The organism is Pantoea sp. BAV 3049 (assembly GCF_009765445.1).
GTDB lineage: Bacteria > Pseudomonadota > Gammaproteobacteria > Enterobacterales > Enterobacteriaceae > Erwinia.
In genome coordinates, this window is sequence record NZ_WHOY01000031.1 from 1,331,676 (window position 1) to 1,345,727 (window position 14,052).

The 14,052-nt window shown below is 54.8% G+C and carries 11 protein-coding genes; 7 read left to right on the forward strand and 4 right to left on the reverse strand.

Features of this window, described 5'->3' with window-relative positions; translation table 11 throughout:
* Positions 1-108 precede the first annotated feature (108 nt).
* The 6 genes from lptD to apaH are packed head-to-tail and all read left to right on the forward strand — an operon-like array spanning position 109 to position 6,923.
* Positions 109-2,511, forward strand: coding sequence for an LPS assembly protein LptD (gene lptD / locus GSQ70_RS06930; protein ID WP_158781868.1), 2,403 nt, complete (start codon positions 109-111; stop codon positions 2,509-2,511).
* 54 nt (positions 2,512-2,565) lie between these two features.
* Complete coding sequence (surA, locus tag GSQ70_RS06935; protein WP_158781869.1) at positions 2,566-3,861, forward strand: peptidylprolyl isomerase SurA; 1,296 nt, start codon at positions 2,566-2,568, stop codon at positions 3,859-3,861.
* Positions 3,851-4,843 (forward strand): 4-hydroxythreonine-4-phosphate dehydrogenase PdxA, encoded by a 993-nt coding sequence (gene pdxA, locus GSQ70_RS06940; RefSeq protein ID WP_158781870.1) that lies wholly within the window; start codon positions 3,851-3,853, stop codon positions 4,841-4,843. Before surA ends, pdxA begins: the two co-directional genes overlap by 11 nt.
* Positions 4,836-5,657, forward strand: a complete 822-nt coding sequence (gene rsmA / locus GSQ70_RS06945) for a 16S rRNA (adenine(1518)-N(6)/adenine(1519)-N(6))-dimethyltransferase RsmA (RefSeq protein ID WP_158781871.1) — start codon at positions 4,836-4,838, stop codon at positions 5,655-5,657. Before pdxA ends, rsmA begins: the two co-directional genes overlap by 8 nt.
* 3 nt (positions 5,658-5,660) lie before the next feature.
* Positions 5,661-6,038 (forward strand): Co2+/Mg2+ efflux protein ApaG, encoded by a 378-nt coding sequence (gene apaG, locus GSQ70_RS06950; RefSeq protein ID WP_158781872.1) that lies wholly within the window; start codon positions 5,661-5,663, stop codon positions 6,036-6,038.
* 54 nt (positions 6,039-6,092) lie between these two features.
* The gene (gene apaH / locus GSQ70_RS06955; RefSeq protein WP_158781873.1) at positions 6,093-6,923 is read left to right on the forward strand and encodes a bis(5'-nucleosyl)-tetraphosphatase (symmetrical) ApaH; all 831 of its coding nucleotides are present in this window, start codon (positions 6,093-6,095) and stop codon (positions 6,921-6,923) included.
* 59 nt (positions 6,924-6,982) lie between these two features.
* On the opposite strand, the gene folA is transcribed toward apaH, so the two are convergent.
* Positions 6,983-7,468 (reverse strand): type 3 dihydrofolate reductase, encoded by a 486-nt coding sequence (gene folA, locus GSQ70_RS06960; RefSeq protein ID WP_158781874.1) that lies wholly within the window; start codon positions 7,466-7,468, stop codon positions 6,983-6,985.
* A 189-nt stretch (positions 7,469-7,657) separates the two neighbouring features.
* Between folA and GSQ70_RS06965 the strand changes: the two genes are divergently transcribed.
* Positions 7,658-8,272, forward strand: a complete 615-nt coding sequence (locus GSQ70_RS06965; RefSeq protein WP_158781875.1) for a LysE family transporter — start codon at positions 7,658-7,660, stop codon at positions 8,270-8,272.
* Between the two features lie 60 nt (positions 8,273-8,332).
* On the opposite strand, the gene GSQ70_RS06970 is transcribed toward GSQ70_RS06965, so the two are convergent.
* The 3 genes from GSQ70_RS06970 to carA all read right to left on the reverse strand — a co-directional run bounded on the left by GSQ70_RS06970 (position 8,333) and on the right by carA (position 13,650).
* A complete protein-coding gene (locus tag GSQ70_RS06970) occupies positions 8,333-9,073 on the reverse strand; it encodes a phosphatase PAP2 family protein (RefSeq protein WP_158781876.1) in 741 nt (246 codons plus the stop codon).
* 189 nt (positions 9,074-9,262) lie between these two features.
* Complete coding sequence (carB, locus tag GSQ70_RS06975) at positions 9,263-12,487, reverse strand: carbamoyl-phosphate synthase large subunit (RefSeq protein WP_158781877.1); 3,225 nt, start codon at positions 12,485-12,487, stop codon at positions 9,263-9,265.
* Positions 12,488-12,501: 14 nt separating this feature from the next.
* Positions 12,502-13,650 (reverse strand): glutamine-hydrolyzing carbamoyl-phosphate synthase small subunit, encoded by a 1,149-nt coding sequence (gene carA / locus GSQ70_RS06980; RefSeq protein WP_158781878.1) that lies wholly within the window; start codon positions 13,648-13,650, stop codon positions 12,502-12,504.
* Positions 13,651-14,052 lie beyond the last annotated feature (402 nt).

Below are 14,052 nucleotides of genomic sequence, written 5' to 3' on the forward strand. Positions count from 1 at the left end.
AAACCATCAGGCGTTACCCAACCATTTTCACATCTTCAATTTGAAAGATGAAGGGTATAACACTAGCGCAACGCAGTTGAGTACGTTAGTCTCTGACCGTTTGTCGGCATGATGCCAGCTATCACGGAATTTTCGATACCGCGTATGAAAAAACGATTACCTACTTTGCTGGCCACGCTTATCGGTACAGCGCTTTACAGCCAGCAGGGTCTGGCCGACGACCTCGCATCGCAGTGTATGCTGGGTGTCCCAAGCTATAACCGTCCTCTGGTACAGGGAAAAAATACTAACCAGCTGCCGGTAACGATCAACGCGGATAACGCTAAAGGCAATTATCCTGATAACGCCGTATTCACGGGCAAGGTTGATATAGAACAGGGCAACAGCCGCCTGCAGTCCGATGAAGTGCAGCTGCACCAGAAGCAGCAGCCGGGCGAAACCACGCCGGTCCGCACCGTCGACGCGCTAGGTAATGTGCACTATGACGACAATCAGGTCATCCTGAAAGGTCCGAAAGGCTGGTCAAACCTCAACACCAAAGACACCAACGTCTGGGATGGCAATTACCAAATGGTTGGCCGTCAGGGCCGTGGTACTGGCGATCAGATGAAGCTACGCGGGCAAAACCGCTACACCATTCTGGAAAACGGTACCTTTACCTCCTGTCTGCCTGGCGATAACAGCTGGAGCGTGGCGGGGACAGAGGTGATTGAAGACCGCGAAGAGCAGGTGGCCGAAATCTGGAACGCCCGCTTTAAAATTGGCGCAGTCCCGGTGCTGTACAGCCCGTATCTGCAACTGCCCATTGGCGACCGTCGCCGCTCCGGTTTTCTGATCCCAAATGCCAAATATGGCAGTTCCAACGGGTTTGAGTTCATACTGCCCTATTACTGGAACATTGCGCCACAGGCCGATGCCACCATCACGCCGCATTACATGAGTAATCGTGGCCTGCAGCTGCAGAACGAATTCCGCTATCTGACCAAAGCCGGTGCCGGCCTGATGGAGTTTGATTATCTGCCATCAGATGACCAGTACACCAAAGATGCCGCCGCCCGTGGTCTCACTAACGACAAAGATTCTGACCGCTGGATGTTCTTCTGGCGGCACTCCGGCGTCTACGATCAACACTGGCGTTTCAACGTCGACTACACCAAGGTCAGTGATGTTTATTACTTCACCGACCTGGATTCGCCGTATGCCAACTCCACCGATGGCTATGTGACGCAGAAATTCAGCGTGGGCTATGCCGAGAAAAACTGGGATGCAACGTTATCAACCAAGCAGTTCCAGATTTTCTCCACCCAGTCCAGTAACGATGTTTATCGCGCTGAGCCGCAGTTCGACTTCAACTACTACAAGAACGATGTCGGTCCTTTCGATACCCATCTGTACGCTCAGGCGGTGAAATTCACCAACGTTAACGAAGAGTATCCGGATGCCACCCGTCTGCACCTGGAACCGACGATTAACCTGCCGCTGTCTAACCGTTGGGGCAGCCTGAATACCGAAGCGAAACTGCTGGCTACTCATTACCAGCAGGATGATATCGACTACTGGAACGAGAACGTGGACACCAGCAAAGTTAACCAGCTGAAAAGCAGTGTTAACCGCGTCATGCCGCAGTTCAAGGTCGACGGCAAGATGGTCTTCGACCGTGATATGGACTGGTCACCGGGCTACACGCAGACGCTGGAACCGCGTTTGCAGTACCTCTATATCCCTTATCGCGACCAGAGTGATATCCGCGCTTACGACTCCACTCTGCTGCAAAGTGACTTTACCGGCCTGTTCCGCGATCGCACTTACAGTGGTCTGGATCGTATCGCTTCCGCCAACCAGATCACCAGCGGCGTGACCACGCGAATATTTGATAACGATCTGGTTGAACGTTTTAATGCTTCTGTGGGTCAAATCTACTCGTTTACTCCATCCCGTACCGGACTGGAGACCGCAGACACCGACGATCGCGGCAGCATTGAGTGGGCAGGTGACACTTACTGGAAGATTAGCGATCGCTGGAATGCCCGCGGTGGTGTGCAGTACGACACGAGCCTGAACGAAGTGTCGCAAGGAAGTGCGGTACTGGAATATCGTCGTGATGCAGACCGTATGGTGCAGCTGAACTACCGCTACACCAGCCCGGAATACATTCAGCAGACGCTGAGCCAGATTACCAACCCTGGCTACCAACAGGGGATCTCGCAGGTGGGTGCAACAGCCAGCTGGCCGATTGCCGATTCCTGGTCAGTGGTGGGCGCGTGGTATTACGATACCAAAGCGAAACAGCCAGCCGATCAGCTGCTTGGCCTGCAGTACAGTTCCTGCTGTTATGCGATCCGTCTGGGATACGAACGTAAAATCACCAGTTGGGATACCCTTAACAGCAAAAGTAATTACGACAACAAAATCTCATTCAACATTGAGCTTCGGGGCCTGAGTCCGTCTTACAGCCTGGGTACCGGTGAAATGCTGCGTCAGGGCATCCTGCCTTATCAGCGCTCCTTCTGATGTTGTGATAAATAGTATGCAAACCCGCAGTGCGGATAGAAGAATGGAAAAAGTATGAAGAACTGGAGAATGCTGATCCTTGGTGCAGCGCTGACAGCCAGCACCGCGTTTGCAGCCCCGCAGGTAGTTGATAAAGTCGCCGCTGTGGTCAACAACGGCGTGGTATTAGAGAGTGACGTCGACGGCATGGTGCAGTCGGTGAAAAGTCAGGCTCAGGAAGCTGGCCAGCAGCTTCCTGATGATAAAACCCTGCGCCACCAGGTGGTTGAACGTCTGGTGATGGATAACATTCTGCTGCAGATGGCCCGGCAGGGCGGCATCCAGATTCAGGATGCTCAGGTCGACCAGGCGATTGCTAATATCGCCCAGCAAAACAAATTGACCGTAGATCAGCTGCGTAGCCGCCTGGCTTACGACGGCATGAATTATGCTACCTATCGCGAGCAGATCCGCAAAGAGATGACGATTGCCGAAGTGCGTAACAACGAAGTGCGCCGCCGCATCACCATTCTGCCGCAGGAAGTGGATTCACTGGCGAAGCAGGTCTCTTCGCAGAACAATGCTTCTACCGAACTGAACCTCAGCCACATTCTGCTGCCACTGCCGGAAAACCCGACTCAGCAGCAGGTCGACGATCAGGAAAAACTGGCTAACCAACTGGTCAGCGAAGCGAAAAGCGGCGGTGATTTCGGCAAACTGGCGATCACTTACTCCGCCGATCCGCAGGCGCTGAAAGGTGGCAACATGGGTTGGGGCCGTATACAGGAGCTGCCTTCCCTGTTCGCTCAGGCGCTGGTGACCGCTAAAAAAGGCGATATCATCGGCCCAATTCGTTCCGGCGTTGGCTTCCATATTCTGAAAGTTAACGATGTGCGTGGTGACAACCAGAGCATTTCGGTGACTGAAGTTCATGCCCGTCACATTCTGCTGAAGCCATCGCCGGTAATGACCGACGATCAGGCGCGTCAGAAACTGGCTCAGGTTGCGGCTGATATCAACAGCGGCAAAACCACCTTTGCTCAGGCGGCGAAAGAACTCTCTCAGGATCCTGGCTCTGCGAACCAGGGCGGCGATCTGGGCTGGAGCTCTCCGGAAGTCTTTGACCCGGCCTTCCGCGATGCCCTGCTGAAGCTGAAAAAAGGCCAGATGAGCAGCCCGGTTCACTCTTCCTTTGGCTGGCATCTGATTCAGCTGATGGATACCCGTCAGGTTGATAAAACAGATGCGGCGCAGAAAGAACGCGCTTATCGCCTGCTGTTCAATCGTAAGTTTGCTGAAGAAGCGCAGACCTGGATGCAGGAACAGCGTGCCTCGGCCTACGTGAAAATTCTGGATGTCAATGCTCAGTAATCTGCGCGTGGTAATCACTCCCGGCGAACCTGCCGGGATTGGTCCTGATGTCACCCTGCAACTGGCCCAGGACGACTGGCCAGTTGAACTGGTGATCTGTGCCGATCCAGTTTTGCTGCGCGAACGTGCGGCAAAGCTGGGTTTACCCCTGACGCTACGGGAATATCAGCCCGGCGTTGCCGCCCAGCCTCAGGCGGCCGGTACGCTGACGGTGTTGCCCGTAGCCACCCCGCAGCCGGTCAAAGCCGGTGAACTGTGCGTGGCAAACAGCCATTATGTGCTGGAAACGCTGGCCAGAGCCTGTGACGGTTGCCTGAACGGCGAATTTGCCGCGCTGATCACCGGCCCGGTCCATAAAGGCGTGATCAACGATGCCGGTATCCCGTTCAGCGGTCATACTGAATTCTTTGCCGATCGCGCCAGCTGTTCGCGCGTGGTGATGATGCTCGCCACAGAGGAACTGCGTGTTGCGCTGGCAACCACGCATTTGCCGCTGAAGGATGTTTCTGCCAGCATCACCCGCGAGAGCCTGCACGAAGTGATCGGCATCCTGCATGCCGACCTGAAGAGCAAATTTGGCCTCACAACACCGCATATTTTTGTCTGCGGCCTGAATCCCCATGCGGGAGAAGGCGGCCATATGGGCCGGGAAGAGATCGATGTGATCATTCCTGCGCTGGATGAGCTGCGCCAGCAAGGGATGCAGCTGACCGGTCCTCTTCCTGCGGACACGCTTTTCCAGCCAAAATATTTGCAGCATGCCGATGCGGTTCTGGCGATGTATCACGACCAGGGCCTGCCGGTGCTAAAATATCAGGGATTCGGTCGCGCGGTGAATATCACCCTTGGCCTGCCCTTTATCCGCACCTCCGTTGACCATGGCACCGCCTTAGAGCTGGCTGGCCTGGGCCACGCTGATGCGGGGAGCTTTGTTACGGCGCTTAACCTCGCCATCACCATGATCAAGAGCAGTAATGAATAATCGCGTCCATCAGGGCCACTTTGCCCGCAAACGTTTCGGACAGAACTTCCTTAACGACCAGTACATTATCGACAGCATCGTCTCCGCTATTCATCCGCAGTCCGGCGAGGCGGTCGTTGAGATCGGTCCCGGTCTGGGGGCGTTAACCGAACCGGTTGGCGAGCGTCTGGACGCCATGACGGTCATCGAACTTGACCGCGATCTGGCGGCCCGTTTACAGACCCACCCTTTTCTGGGGCCGAAGCTGACCATTTTCCAGCAGGATGCCATGACCTTTGACTTCGCGGAATTAGCCCGAGAGAAAGGCCAGTCCCTGCGCGTGTTTGGTAACCTGCCTTACAACATCTCTACCCCGTTGATGTTCCACCTTTTCAGCTATACTGATGCGATCCGCGATATGCACTTCATGTTGCAGAAAGAGGTGGTTAACCGTCTGGTTGCCGGTCCAGGCAGCAAAGCCTATGGCCGCCTGACGGTAATGGCACAGTACTACTGTCAGGTGATCCCGGTCCTGGAAGTACCGCCTGAATCCTTTACCCCGGCGCCAAAAGTGGACTCCGCCGTGGTGCGTCTGGTACCTCATGCCAACATTCCTCATCCGGTACAGGATATTCGCACCCTGAGCAGGATCACTACTGAAGCTTTTGGTAAGCGTCGCAAAACGCTGCGCAACAGCCTCGGCCACCTGTTCTCGCTGGAGGCCCTGCAGGAGATGAATATCGACCCGACTTTGCGGGCAGAAAACATCTCCGTGGCACAATACTGCCAGCTGGCTAACTGGCTGACTGCGCATCCACAGCCGCAGGAGAACTAACGAATGATTGATACGCCCCGTGTTTGTGTACAGGTGCAGAGTGCCTGGATTCCGTCACAGTCTGTTCCGGAAGAAGACCGCTACGTTTTTGCCTACACCATCACAATCCGCAATCTGGGGCGTACCGCCGTGCAGCTGCTGGGCCGTTACTGGCTGATCACTAACGGCAACGGCCGTGAAACCGAAGTGCAGGGAGAAGGTGTGGTCGGCGAACAGCCCCTCATCCAGCCCGGCGGCGAATTTCAGTACACCAGCGGCGCGGTGATCGAGACGCCGATGGGCACCATGCAGGGTCATTACGAAATGATCGACAGCGAGGGAAAAACCTTCCAGGTTGAGATCCCGGTGTTCAGGCTGGCTATCGCCAGCCATATCCACTAATTATCTCCAGCGGCTGGCCCTTTGCGGCCTTGCAGCTCAGCTCCGGACAGATTGATGAGTACTTATCTGATTGGCGACATTCATGGTTGCTACGATGAACTGCAGTCCCTGCTGAAGCAGGTTGATTTCGATCCTGAGCAGGATACGCTGTGGCTGACTGGCGACCTGGTCGCACGCGGGCCTGGCTCACTGGAAGTCCTGCGTTTTGTTCGCTCACTCGGCGAGGCGGTGAAGATCGTTCTGGGTAATCACGATCTGCATCTGCTGGCCGTCTTTGCGGGGATCAGCCGTAATAAACCGAAAGATCGCCTGACCACGCTGCTTGAAGCTGAAGATGCTGACGAGCTGATTAACTGGCTCCGTCGCCAGCCTTTGCTGCAGGTTGATGAAGAGAAAAAGCTGGTGATGGCCCATGCCGGGATCACGCCACAGTGGGATCTGGACACGGCACAGGCCTGCGCCCGTGAAGTGGAAGCCGTGCTGTCCAGCGATACTTATCCTCTGTTTCTGGATGCCATGTACGGCGATATGCCCAGCAACTGGACTCCTGAACTCAGCGGCTTGGCTCGCCTGCGCTTCAGTACCAATGCACTAACCAGAATGCGCTACTGCTTCCCCAACGGTCAGCTGGATATGATTTGTAAAGATACGCCGGAGTCTGCGCCACCGCCGTTGAAGCCGTGGTTCACCATTCCCGGACCGGTTTCCCGTGAATACACTATCGTATTCGGGCACTGGGCCTCGCTGGAAGGCAAAGGGACGCCGGAAGGCATTCTCGGGCTGGATACGGGGTGCTGCTGGGGAGGGTCGATGACCATGCTGCGCTGGGAAGATAAAGCGTGGTTTGTTCAGCCCTCTAACCGGGAACGGTCAGTCGAAGAGTAATCAGTGGGCAAGATAACGAACGGCACCTCAAGAGGTCAGTCAGTTGAGGTACCGTTTTTTTATGCCTCGCGGCGGTCCAGGATTTCCCAGAAGCAGCTGTGGCTGTTCTTTTCATCCGCATCGCGGAATTCACTGAAGGTTGACTGCCACTCGTCAGGCTCGTAATCGGGAAAGGTCGTATCCCCTTCCACTTCCACATCAATGTGGGTCAGATACAGCCGGTCAGCACGCGGCAACAGCTGTTCATAGATGCGTCCACCGCCAATCACCATAATCTCTTCAACCTCTCCCGCAGCGCGCAGGGCATCATCAATCGAGGTCACCCAGGTCACCCCCTCAGCTTCGCCTTTCTGGCTGCTGATCACGATATTCAGACGGCCCGGTAACGGGCGACCGATCGATTCAAAAGTGCGGCGGCCCATGACGACTGGCTTGTTCAGCGTCTGGCGTTTAAACCAGGCAAGGTCGGCTGGCAGGTGCCACGGCATGGCATTTTCCATCCCAATAACGCGGTCGGCGGCCATCGCCGCAATAAGGCTTATCATCTGAAATACTCAACAGGTGTAAAATTGGCGCCATCATACGGAAAGGTGAAAGTTTCGTCGATAGCAAAGCTCCGGAAAAGCGTAAAGGTTCTTAAGGCGCGTGTTTACATGTCTTTTGTCTGCACTTCACGCTAAAATAAACACAGCTTCCTGCTAAATTTCCCTATTTTAGTTGATACAGAAAATACCATGTTAGAAACCAGTTTATTCGTCGCTACCATCGCGGCCCTGGGGATGCTTTCGCCCGGGCCCGACTTCTTTCTGATCATCAAAAACGCCGCTCGCTATCGCCGGAGCGCGGCCCTGATGACGGCACTTGGCGTGAACTGCGCCGTGGCTACCCATATGGCATATTGCGTGGCGGGCCTCGCGGTGGTGATCACCACCACGCCGTGGCTGTTTATGCTGCTGAAATATGCCGGTGCGGCCTATCTGATCTATGTTGGCGTGCAGGCGCTACTGTCACGCGGTAACAGCAAAATGAATCTCAGCGCTGTTGAGCCAGAATCCACCTCACTGAAGAAGGCTTTCATGCAGGGATACCTGTGCAACTTGCTGAACCCGAAAGCAACGCTGTTTTTCCTGGCGATGTTTACCCAGGTGCTGAACGTCAACTCTGGTCTGGGAGAAAAAATCTGGTATGCCGGAATTATTCTTGGCCTCTCATCCCTGTGGTGGCCGATGCTGGTGTTCCTGATCCAGAGCGCCCCTGTGCGTCGCGGCCTGGCGAAAGCCCAGAAGCTGATCGACAAACTGCTCGGCGGCGTGCTGATTGCACTGGGGATCAAAGTCGCCCTCTCCTGATCCTCATGTCGCCCCGGACACAAAACCCGGGGCGGCCAGAAAGCCTCCTTTATCAATGCGTTATGACGAGGTGGCTGGCAGCTTTTTAAACTCCTCTTTGGCTTTCTGCAGCTGCTGAGTAAAACCTTCATCGGCATGCAAGCGGGCCACAATAGCACCGCCCACAATCCGTGCCGCCGTGACATCACTCTGCCAGTGATAACCGCAGATCACCCTGCTCTGCCCCAGATCGTAACCCCGTTTGAGGATCGTATCCTGCCTGGCCGGGTTGATCTCCGCCAGCACCAGCGCGGTTGCCCAACCTATCGTGGTATGCCCGGAAGGATATGAGCCATTTTTAGAGAGGGTAGCCTCCTCATCAGAGCGGCAGGTAGGTTCATTGTAATAAGCGAAGGGCCGGATACGCATATAGTGTTGCTTTGCACTTCGGGTCGCCAGATCGCCTGCATCCTCACGCATTTTTTTTACCAGGCGATAAATTTCCGGCGTTTTTTCTTTGGTGATGGCATGCCCGAAAGCTTCTGAGAAAGCTTCTGCAACGCCGTCGCCTGCCACGTGCGCATCTTTCCACGCTTGCTTACCGCGCGGCGTATCCCGCATTAATTTAGCCGCGTCATATTGAGCTTTGTCATTGAGAAAATCGATGCTGTCGCCCGCCGGTGGGGGGGGAAGTAAGGCGAGACTGTCGAATGACTGGGATTCTTTCAGGAAGAAGACATCAGGATTGGTGGTGACATCAGGTGTGGCAAAAGCAGGCCAGACAACCGCACAGGTCAGCGTGACCAGTAAGATTTTTTTCATTATTCGTTCCCTTATCATTATAAACAGTGCGCAAATTAGTCCGCGCTCAGCAGGTAAACTCTGTTACCAGGCTGAATAGTAAGGGATTGTTTCTGTACACTCTGCCGTTAAGGTCACATATCTTTCAGCCGGATGGCCGCCGCGCCAAAAAAAATCCCCGCCGGAGCGGGGATAATTTTTCAGGCTGACTTAGCCGTTAATCTGCGCATGCATTTCCTGCACGGAGATCACTTTCTCGGTCGGGTCAGCATTGAGCGACATCGCGGTAGCAAAACCGCCGTTCAGGGTGGTGTCATAGTGCACTTTGTACTGCAGCGCACTGCGGCGAATCAGTTTGGAGTCCTCAATCGCCTGACGACCTGCCGTGGTGTTAACAATATAGGCATACTCTCCGTTTTTCAGCCGGTCCTGAATGTGCGGACGACCTTCATGCACCTTGTTCACCAGGCGAGGATTGATTCCCGCCTCACCCAGCACCACAGCGGTACCGTGAGTGGCGTCCAGCTCAAAGCCCAGTTTCTGTAGCTTGGCTGCCAGATCCACAATGCGCTTCTTATCACCTTCACGCACTGACAGCAGCGCACGACCTGTTTTCTTCATGTTGCTCTGCGCGCCCAGCATCGCTTTAGCAAAGGCTTCTGCGAAGGTGCGGCCCACGCCCATCACTTCACCGGTAGAACGCATTTCCGGACCCAGGATGGGGTCAACGCCCTGGAACTTGTTAAACGGCAGAACAACCTCTTTCACCGAGTAATATGGCGGGATAACTTCTTCAGTCACCCCCTGTTCGGCCAGTGTTTTACCAGCCATCACGCGGGCAGCCACTTTAGCCAGCGCTACACCGGTCGCCTTGGAAACAAACGGGACGGTACGGGCAGCACGTGGGTTCACCTCAATCAGGTAAACTTCGTTATCCTTCACCGCGAACTGCACGTTCATCAGGCCGCGTACGCAGAGTTCGAAAGCGAGCTTCTCAACCTGCTGACGCATCACGTTCTGGATCTCTTTGCTCAGCGTGTAAGCTGGCAGAGAACAAGCGGAGTCACCGGAGTGAACGCCAGCCTGCTCGATGTGTTCCATGATGCCGCCAATCAGCACGCGCTCACCGTCGCAGATTGCATCAACGTCCACTTCCACCGCGTCATCCAGGAAGCGATCCAGCAGCACCGGAGCATCGTTTGAAACGGAAACCGCAGTCTGGAAGTAACGCTTCAGGTCGATTTCATCGTAAACGATTTCCATCGCGCGGCCGCCCAGGACGTAAGACGGACGCACCACCAGCGGATAACCGATTTTGGTTGCACGCTCAACGGCCTGATCCAGCGCGGTCACGGTGGCGTTTTCTGGCTGCTTCAGGCCCAGGCGGTCCACCGCCTGCTGGAAGCGTTCGCGATCTTCCGCACGGTCAATCGCATCCGGGCTGGTGCCGATAACCGGCACGCCGGCGGCTTCCAGTTCGCGGGCCAGTTTCAGCGGAGTTTGTCCGCCGTACTGAACGATCACGCCTTTAGGCTTCTCAATACGGACGATTTCCAGCACGTCTTCCAGCGTGACCGGCTCGAAGTACAGGCGGTCGGAAGTGTCATAATCAGTAGAAACCGTCTCAGGGTTACAGTTGACCATGATGGTCTCGTAACCGTCTTCGCGCAGCGCCAGAGCGGCGTGCACACAGCAGTAGTCAAATTCGATACCCTGGCCGATACGGTTCGGGCCACCGCCCAGTACCATAATTTTTTCACGGTCGCTGTTCGGATTCGCTTCGCACTCTTCTTCATAGGTTGAGTACATATATGCCGTGTCGGTGGAAAATTCAGCCGCACAGGTATCCACACGTTTGTAAACCGGATGCAGATTGTACTGCTCACGGAGCTTGCGCACTTCAGATTCGGCAACACCCGCCAGCACAGCCAGGCGCGCATCGGCGAAGCCCTTACGCTTCAGGGTACGCAGGAAGTCAGCCGTCAGGCCGTTGATACCTTCGCGGGCTACCTGTTCTTCCAGACGAACCAGCTCTTCAATCTGCACCAGGAACCAGCGGTCGATGTTAGTCAGGTTGAAGACGCCATCTACCGACATCCCTGCACGGAAGGCATCGGCTACGTACCAGATACGGTCTGAACCGGCATCTTTCAGTTCACGGCGGATGGTGGTCAGCGCTTCCGCATCGTTCAGGTCCACTTTCGGGTCAAACCCGTGAGCACCCACTTCCAGGCCGCGCAGCGCTTTCTGCATTGATTCCTGCAGGGTACGGCCAATAGCCATCACTTCACCGACAGATTTCATCTGGGTGGTCAGGCGGTCGTTAGCACCGGAAAATTTCTCGAAGTTGAAGCGAGGGATTTTCGTCACAACGTAGTCGATGGAAGGCTCGAATGACGCTGGAGTGCGGCCGCCGGTGATGTCGTTCATCAGTTCATCCAGCGTGTAGCCTACCGCCAGCTTGGCAGCGATTTTGGCAATCGGGAAACCGGTCGCTTTCGATGCCAGAGCGGAAGAGCGGGAAACACGTGGGTTCATCTCGATGATAATCAGACGGCCGTTCGCCGGGTTAACAGAGAACTGCACGTTAGACCCGCCGGTTTCCACGCCGATTTCACGCAGCACCGCCATCGAAGCGTTACGCATCACCTGATATTCTTTATCGGTAAGGGTCTGGGCTGGCGCTACGGTGATCGAGTCACCGGTATGGATACCCATGGCGTCGAAGTTTTCGATCGAGCAGACAATGATGCAGTTGTCGTTTTTGTCACGCACCACTTCCATCTCATACTCTTTCCAGCCGATCAGCGATTCATCAATCAGCAGCTCGTTGGTTGGCGACAGGTCCAGCCCGCGCTCACAAATCTCTTCAAACTCTTCGCGGTTGTAAGCAATACCGCCGCCGGTGCCGCCCATGGTAAAGGAAGGACGGATAATGCATGGGAAGCCAACATCAGCTGCAACCGCCAGCGCTTCTTCCATATTGTGTGCGATACCAGAACGCGCGGTTTCCAGACCGATTTTCTTCATTGCCACGTCGAAACGGCGGCGATCTTCAGCCTTATCAATTGCGTCTGCGGTGGCACCGATCATGGTAACGCCGAACTCTTCCAGCACGCCCTGACGTTCCAGTTCCAGCGCACAGTTCAGTGCAGTCTGGCCGCCCATGGTTGGCAGTACGGCATCCGGACGCTCTTTCTCAATAATTTTGCGCACCACTTCCCAGTGAATCGGTTCGATGTAGGTGGCATCGGCCATTTCCGGATCGGTCATGATGGTGGCCGGGTTGGAGTTCACCAGGATAACGCGGTAACCCTCTTCGCGCAGCGCCTTACAGGCCTGGGCACCAGAGTAGTCGAATTCGCAGGCCTGACCGATCACAATCGGGCCAGCACCAAGGATCAGGATACTTTTTATGTCGGTACGTTTTGGCATTTTCTCGCTCCTGATTATTTTGCGGTAGAACGGTAAGCTTCAATCAGTTCGATAAAGTGATCGAACAGCGGTGCAGCATCGTGCGGGCCTGGGCTGGCTTCAGGGTGTCCCTGGAAGCTGAACGCGGCCTTGTCGGTACGATGGATACCCTGCACCGTGTGGTCAAACAGCGAGGTGTGTGTCACCCGCAGATTCGCCGGTAAGTTGCTGTCATCGACGGCGAAACCATGGTTCTGTGCAGTGATCATCACGGTATTATTATCCAGATCTTTCACCGGGTGGTTACCGCCGTGATGGCCCAGCTTCATCTTGACGGTTTTCGCTCCGCTGGCCAGGGCAAGCAGCTGGTGACCCAGACAGATGCCGAAAACCGGCACATCAGTTTCCAGGAAGCGTTTTATAGCCGCGATAGCGTAGTCGCAAGGCTCCGGGTCACCCGGTCCGTTTGACAGGAAAATCCCGTCCGGATTAAGCGCGAGCACATCTTCCGCTGGCGTCTGCGCCGGAACGATGGTCAGGCGACAGCCGCGATCCACCAGCATACGCAGGATATTCCGCTTCACGCCGTAATCGTAAGCCACCACGTGGAAAGGCAGTTCGGCTTCGGTTTTCGGTGCGGGCAGGCCGCCATCCAGCGTCCAGCTCCCCTGCAGCCAGCTGTAGGTTTCCTCAGTGGTCACTTCTTTTGCCAGGTCCATGCCTTTCAGGCCAGGGAACGCCTGTGCTTTCTGCAGTGCCAGTGCGGCATCGGGTGCGTCACCGGCGATGATGCAGCCGTTCTGTGCCCCTTTTTCTCGCAGCAGACGAGTCAGCTTACGTGTATCGATATCGGCAATAGCGACAATATTGTGGCGCTTCAGGTAAGCCGACAGCCCTTCTTCATTACGGAAGTTACTGGCAATCAGCGGCAGATCGCGGATAACCAGACCCTGTGCGTGTACCTGAGAGGATTCTTCATCAGCGGAGTTGGTGCCGACATTGCCGATATGAGGATAAGTAAGAGTAACGATCTGGCGGGAATAGGAAGGATCAGTGAGGATTTCTTGATAACCGGTCATCGAAGTGTTGAAAACAACTTCCCCCACTGCCGATCCTGTTGCCCCGATGGCCCGACCGTGGAATTGGGTTCCGTCTTCCAGAACCAATAGCGCTGACTTAATCAAAACATCCTCCTGAGAATAAACAGTCACATTATTTGCATATTAATTCAGGTTGAAGCCTTAAATCAATGCAAAAACCGCCTGAGTTCTCGATTTTTGGCAAATTGCGCGCATTCTAATGATCGCCCCAGTTATTGTCTACCCTGCAGCCCGGTTTTTCTTACTTTTTTACTCAACTGACCGGTAATTCGGATGATTTACGCTGAAAACAACAACTATCCCGGGCATTTAACCGGTTGCATGGACAATTGTGCATGAGAGCAGCGAAGCGGGAGGAAAAAAGTGGACCAAATGGTCAAAATTAACTTTTTAGCGGATCAAAAATGAGGATAACAATAACAAATACAAAGAGGGGATTAAAAAACAATGAAACAATCAAAAATAACAAAATAAAAAGGGCAATAA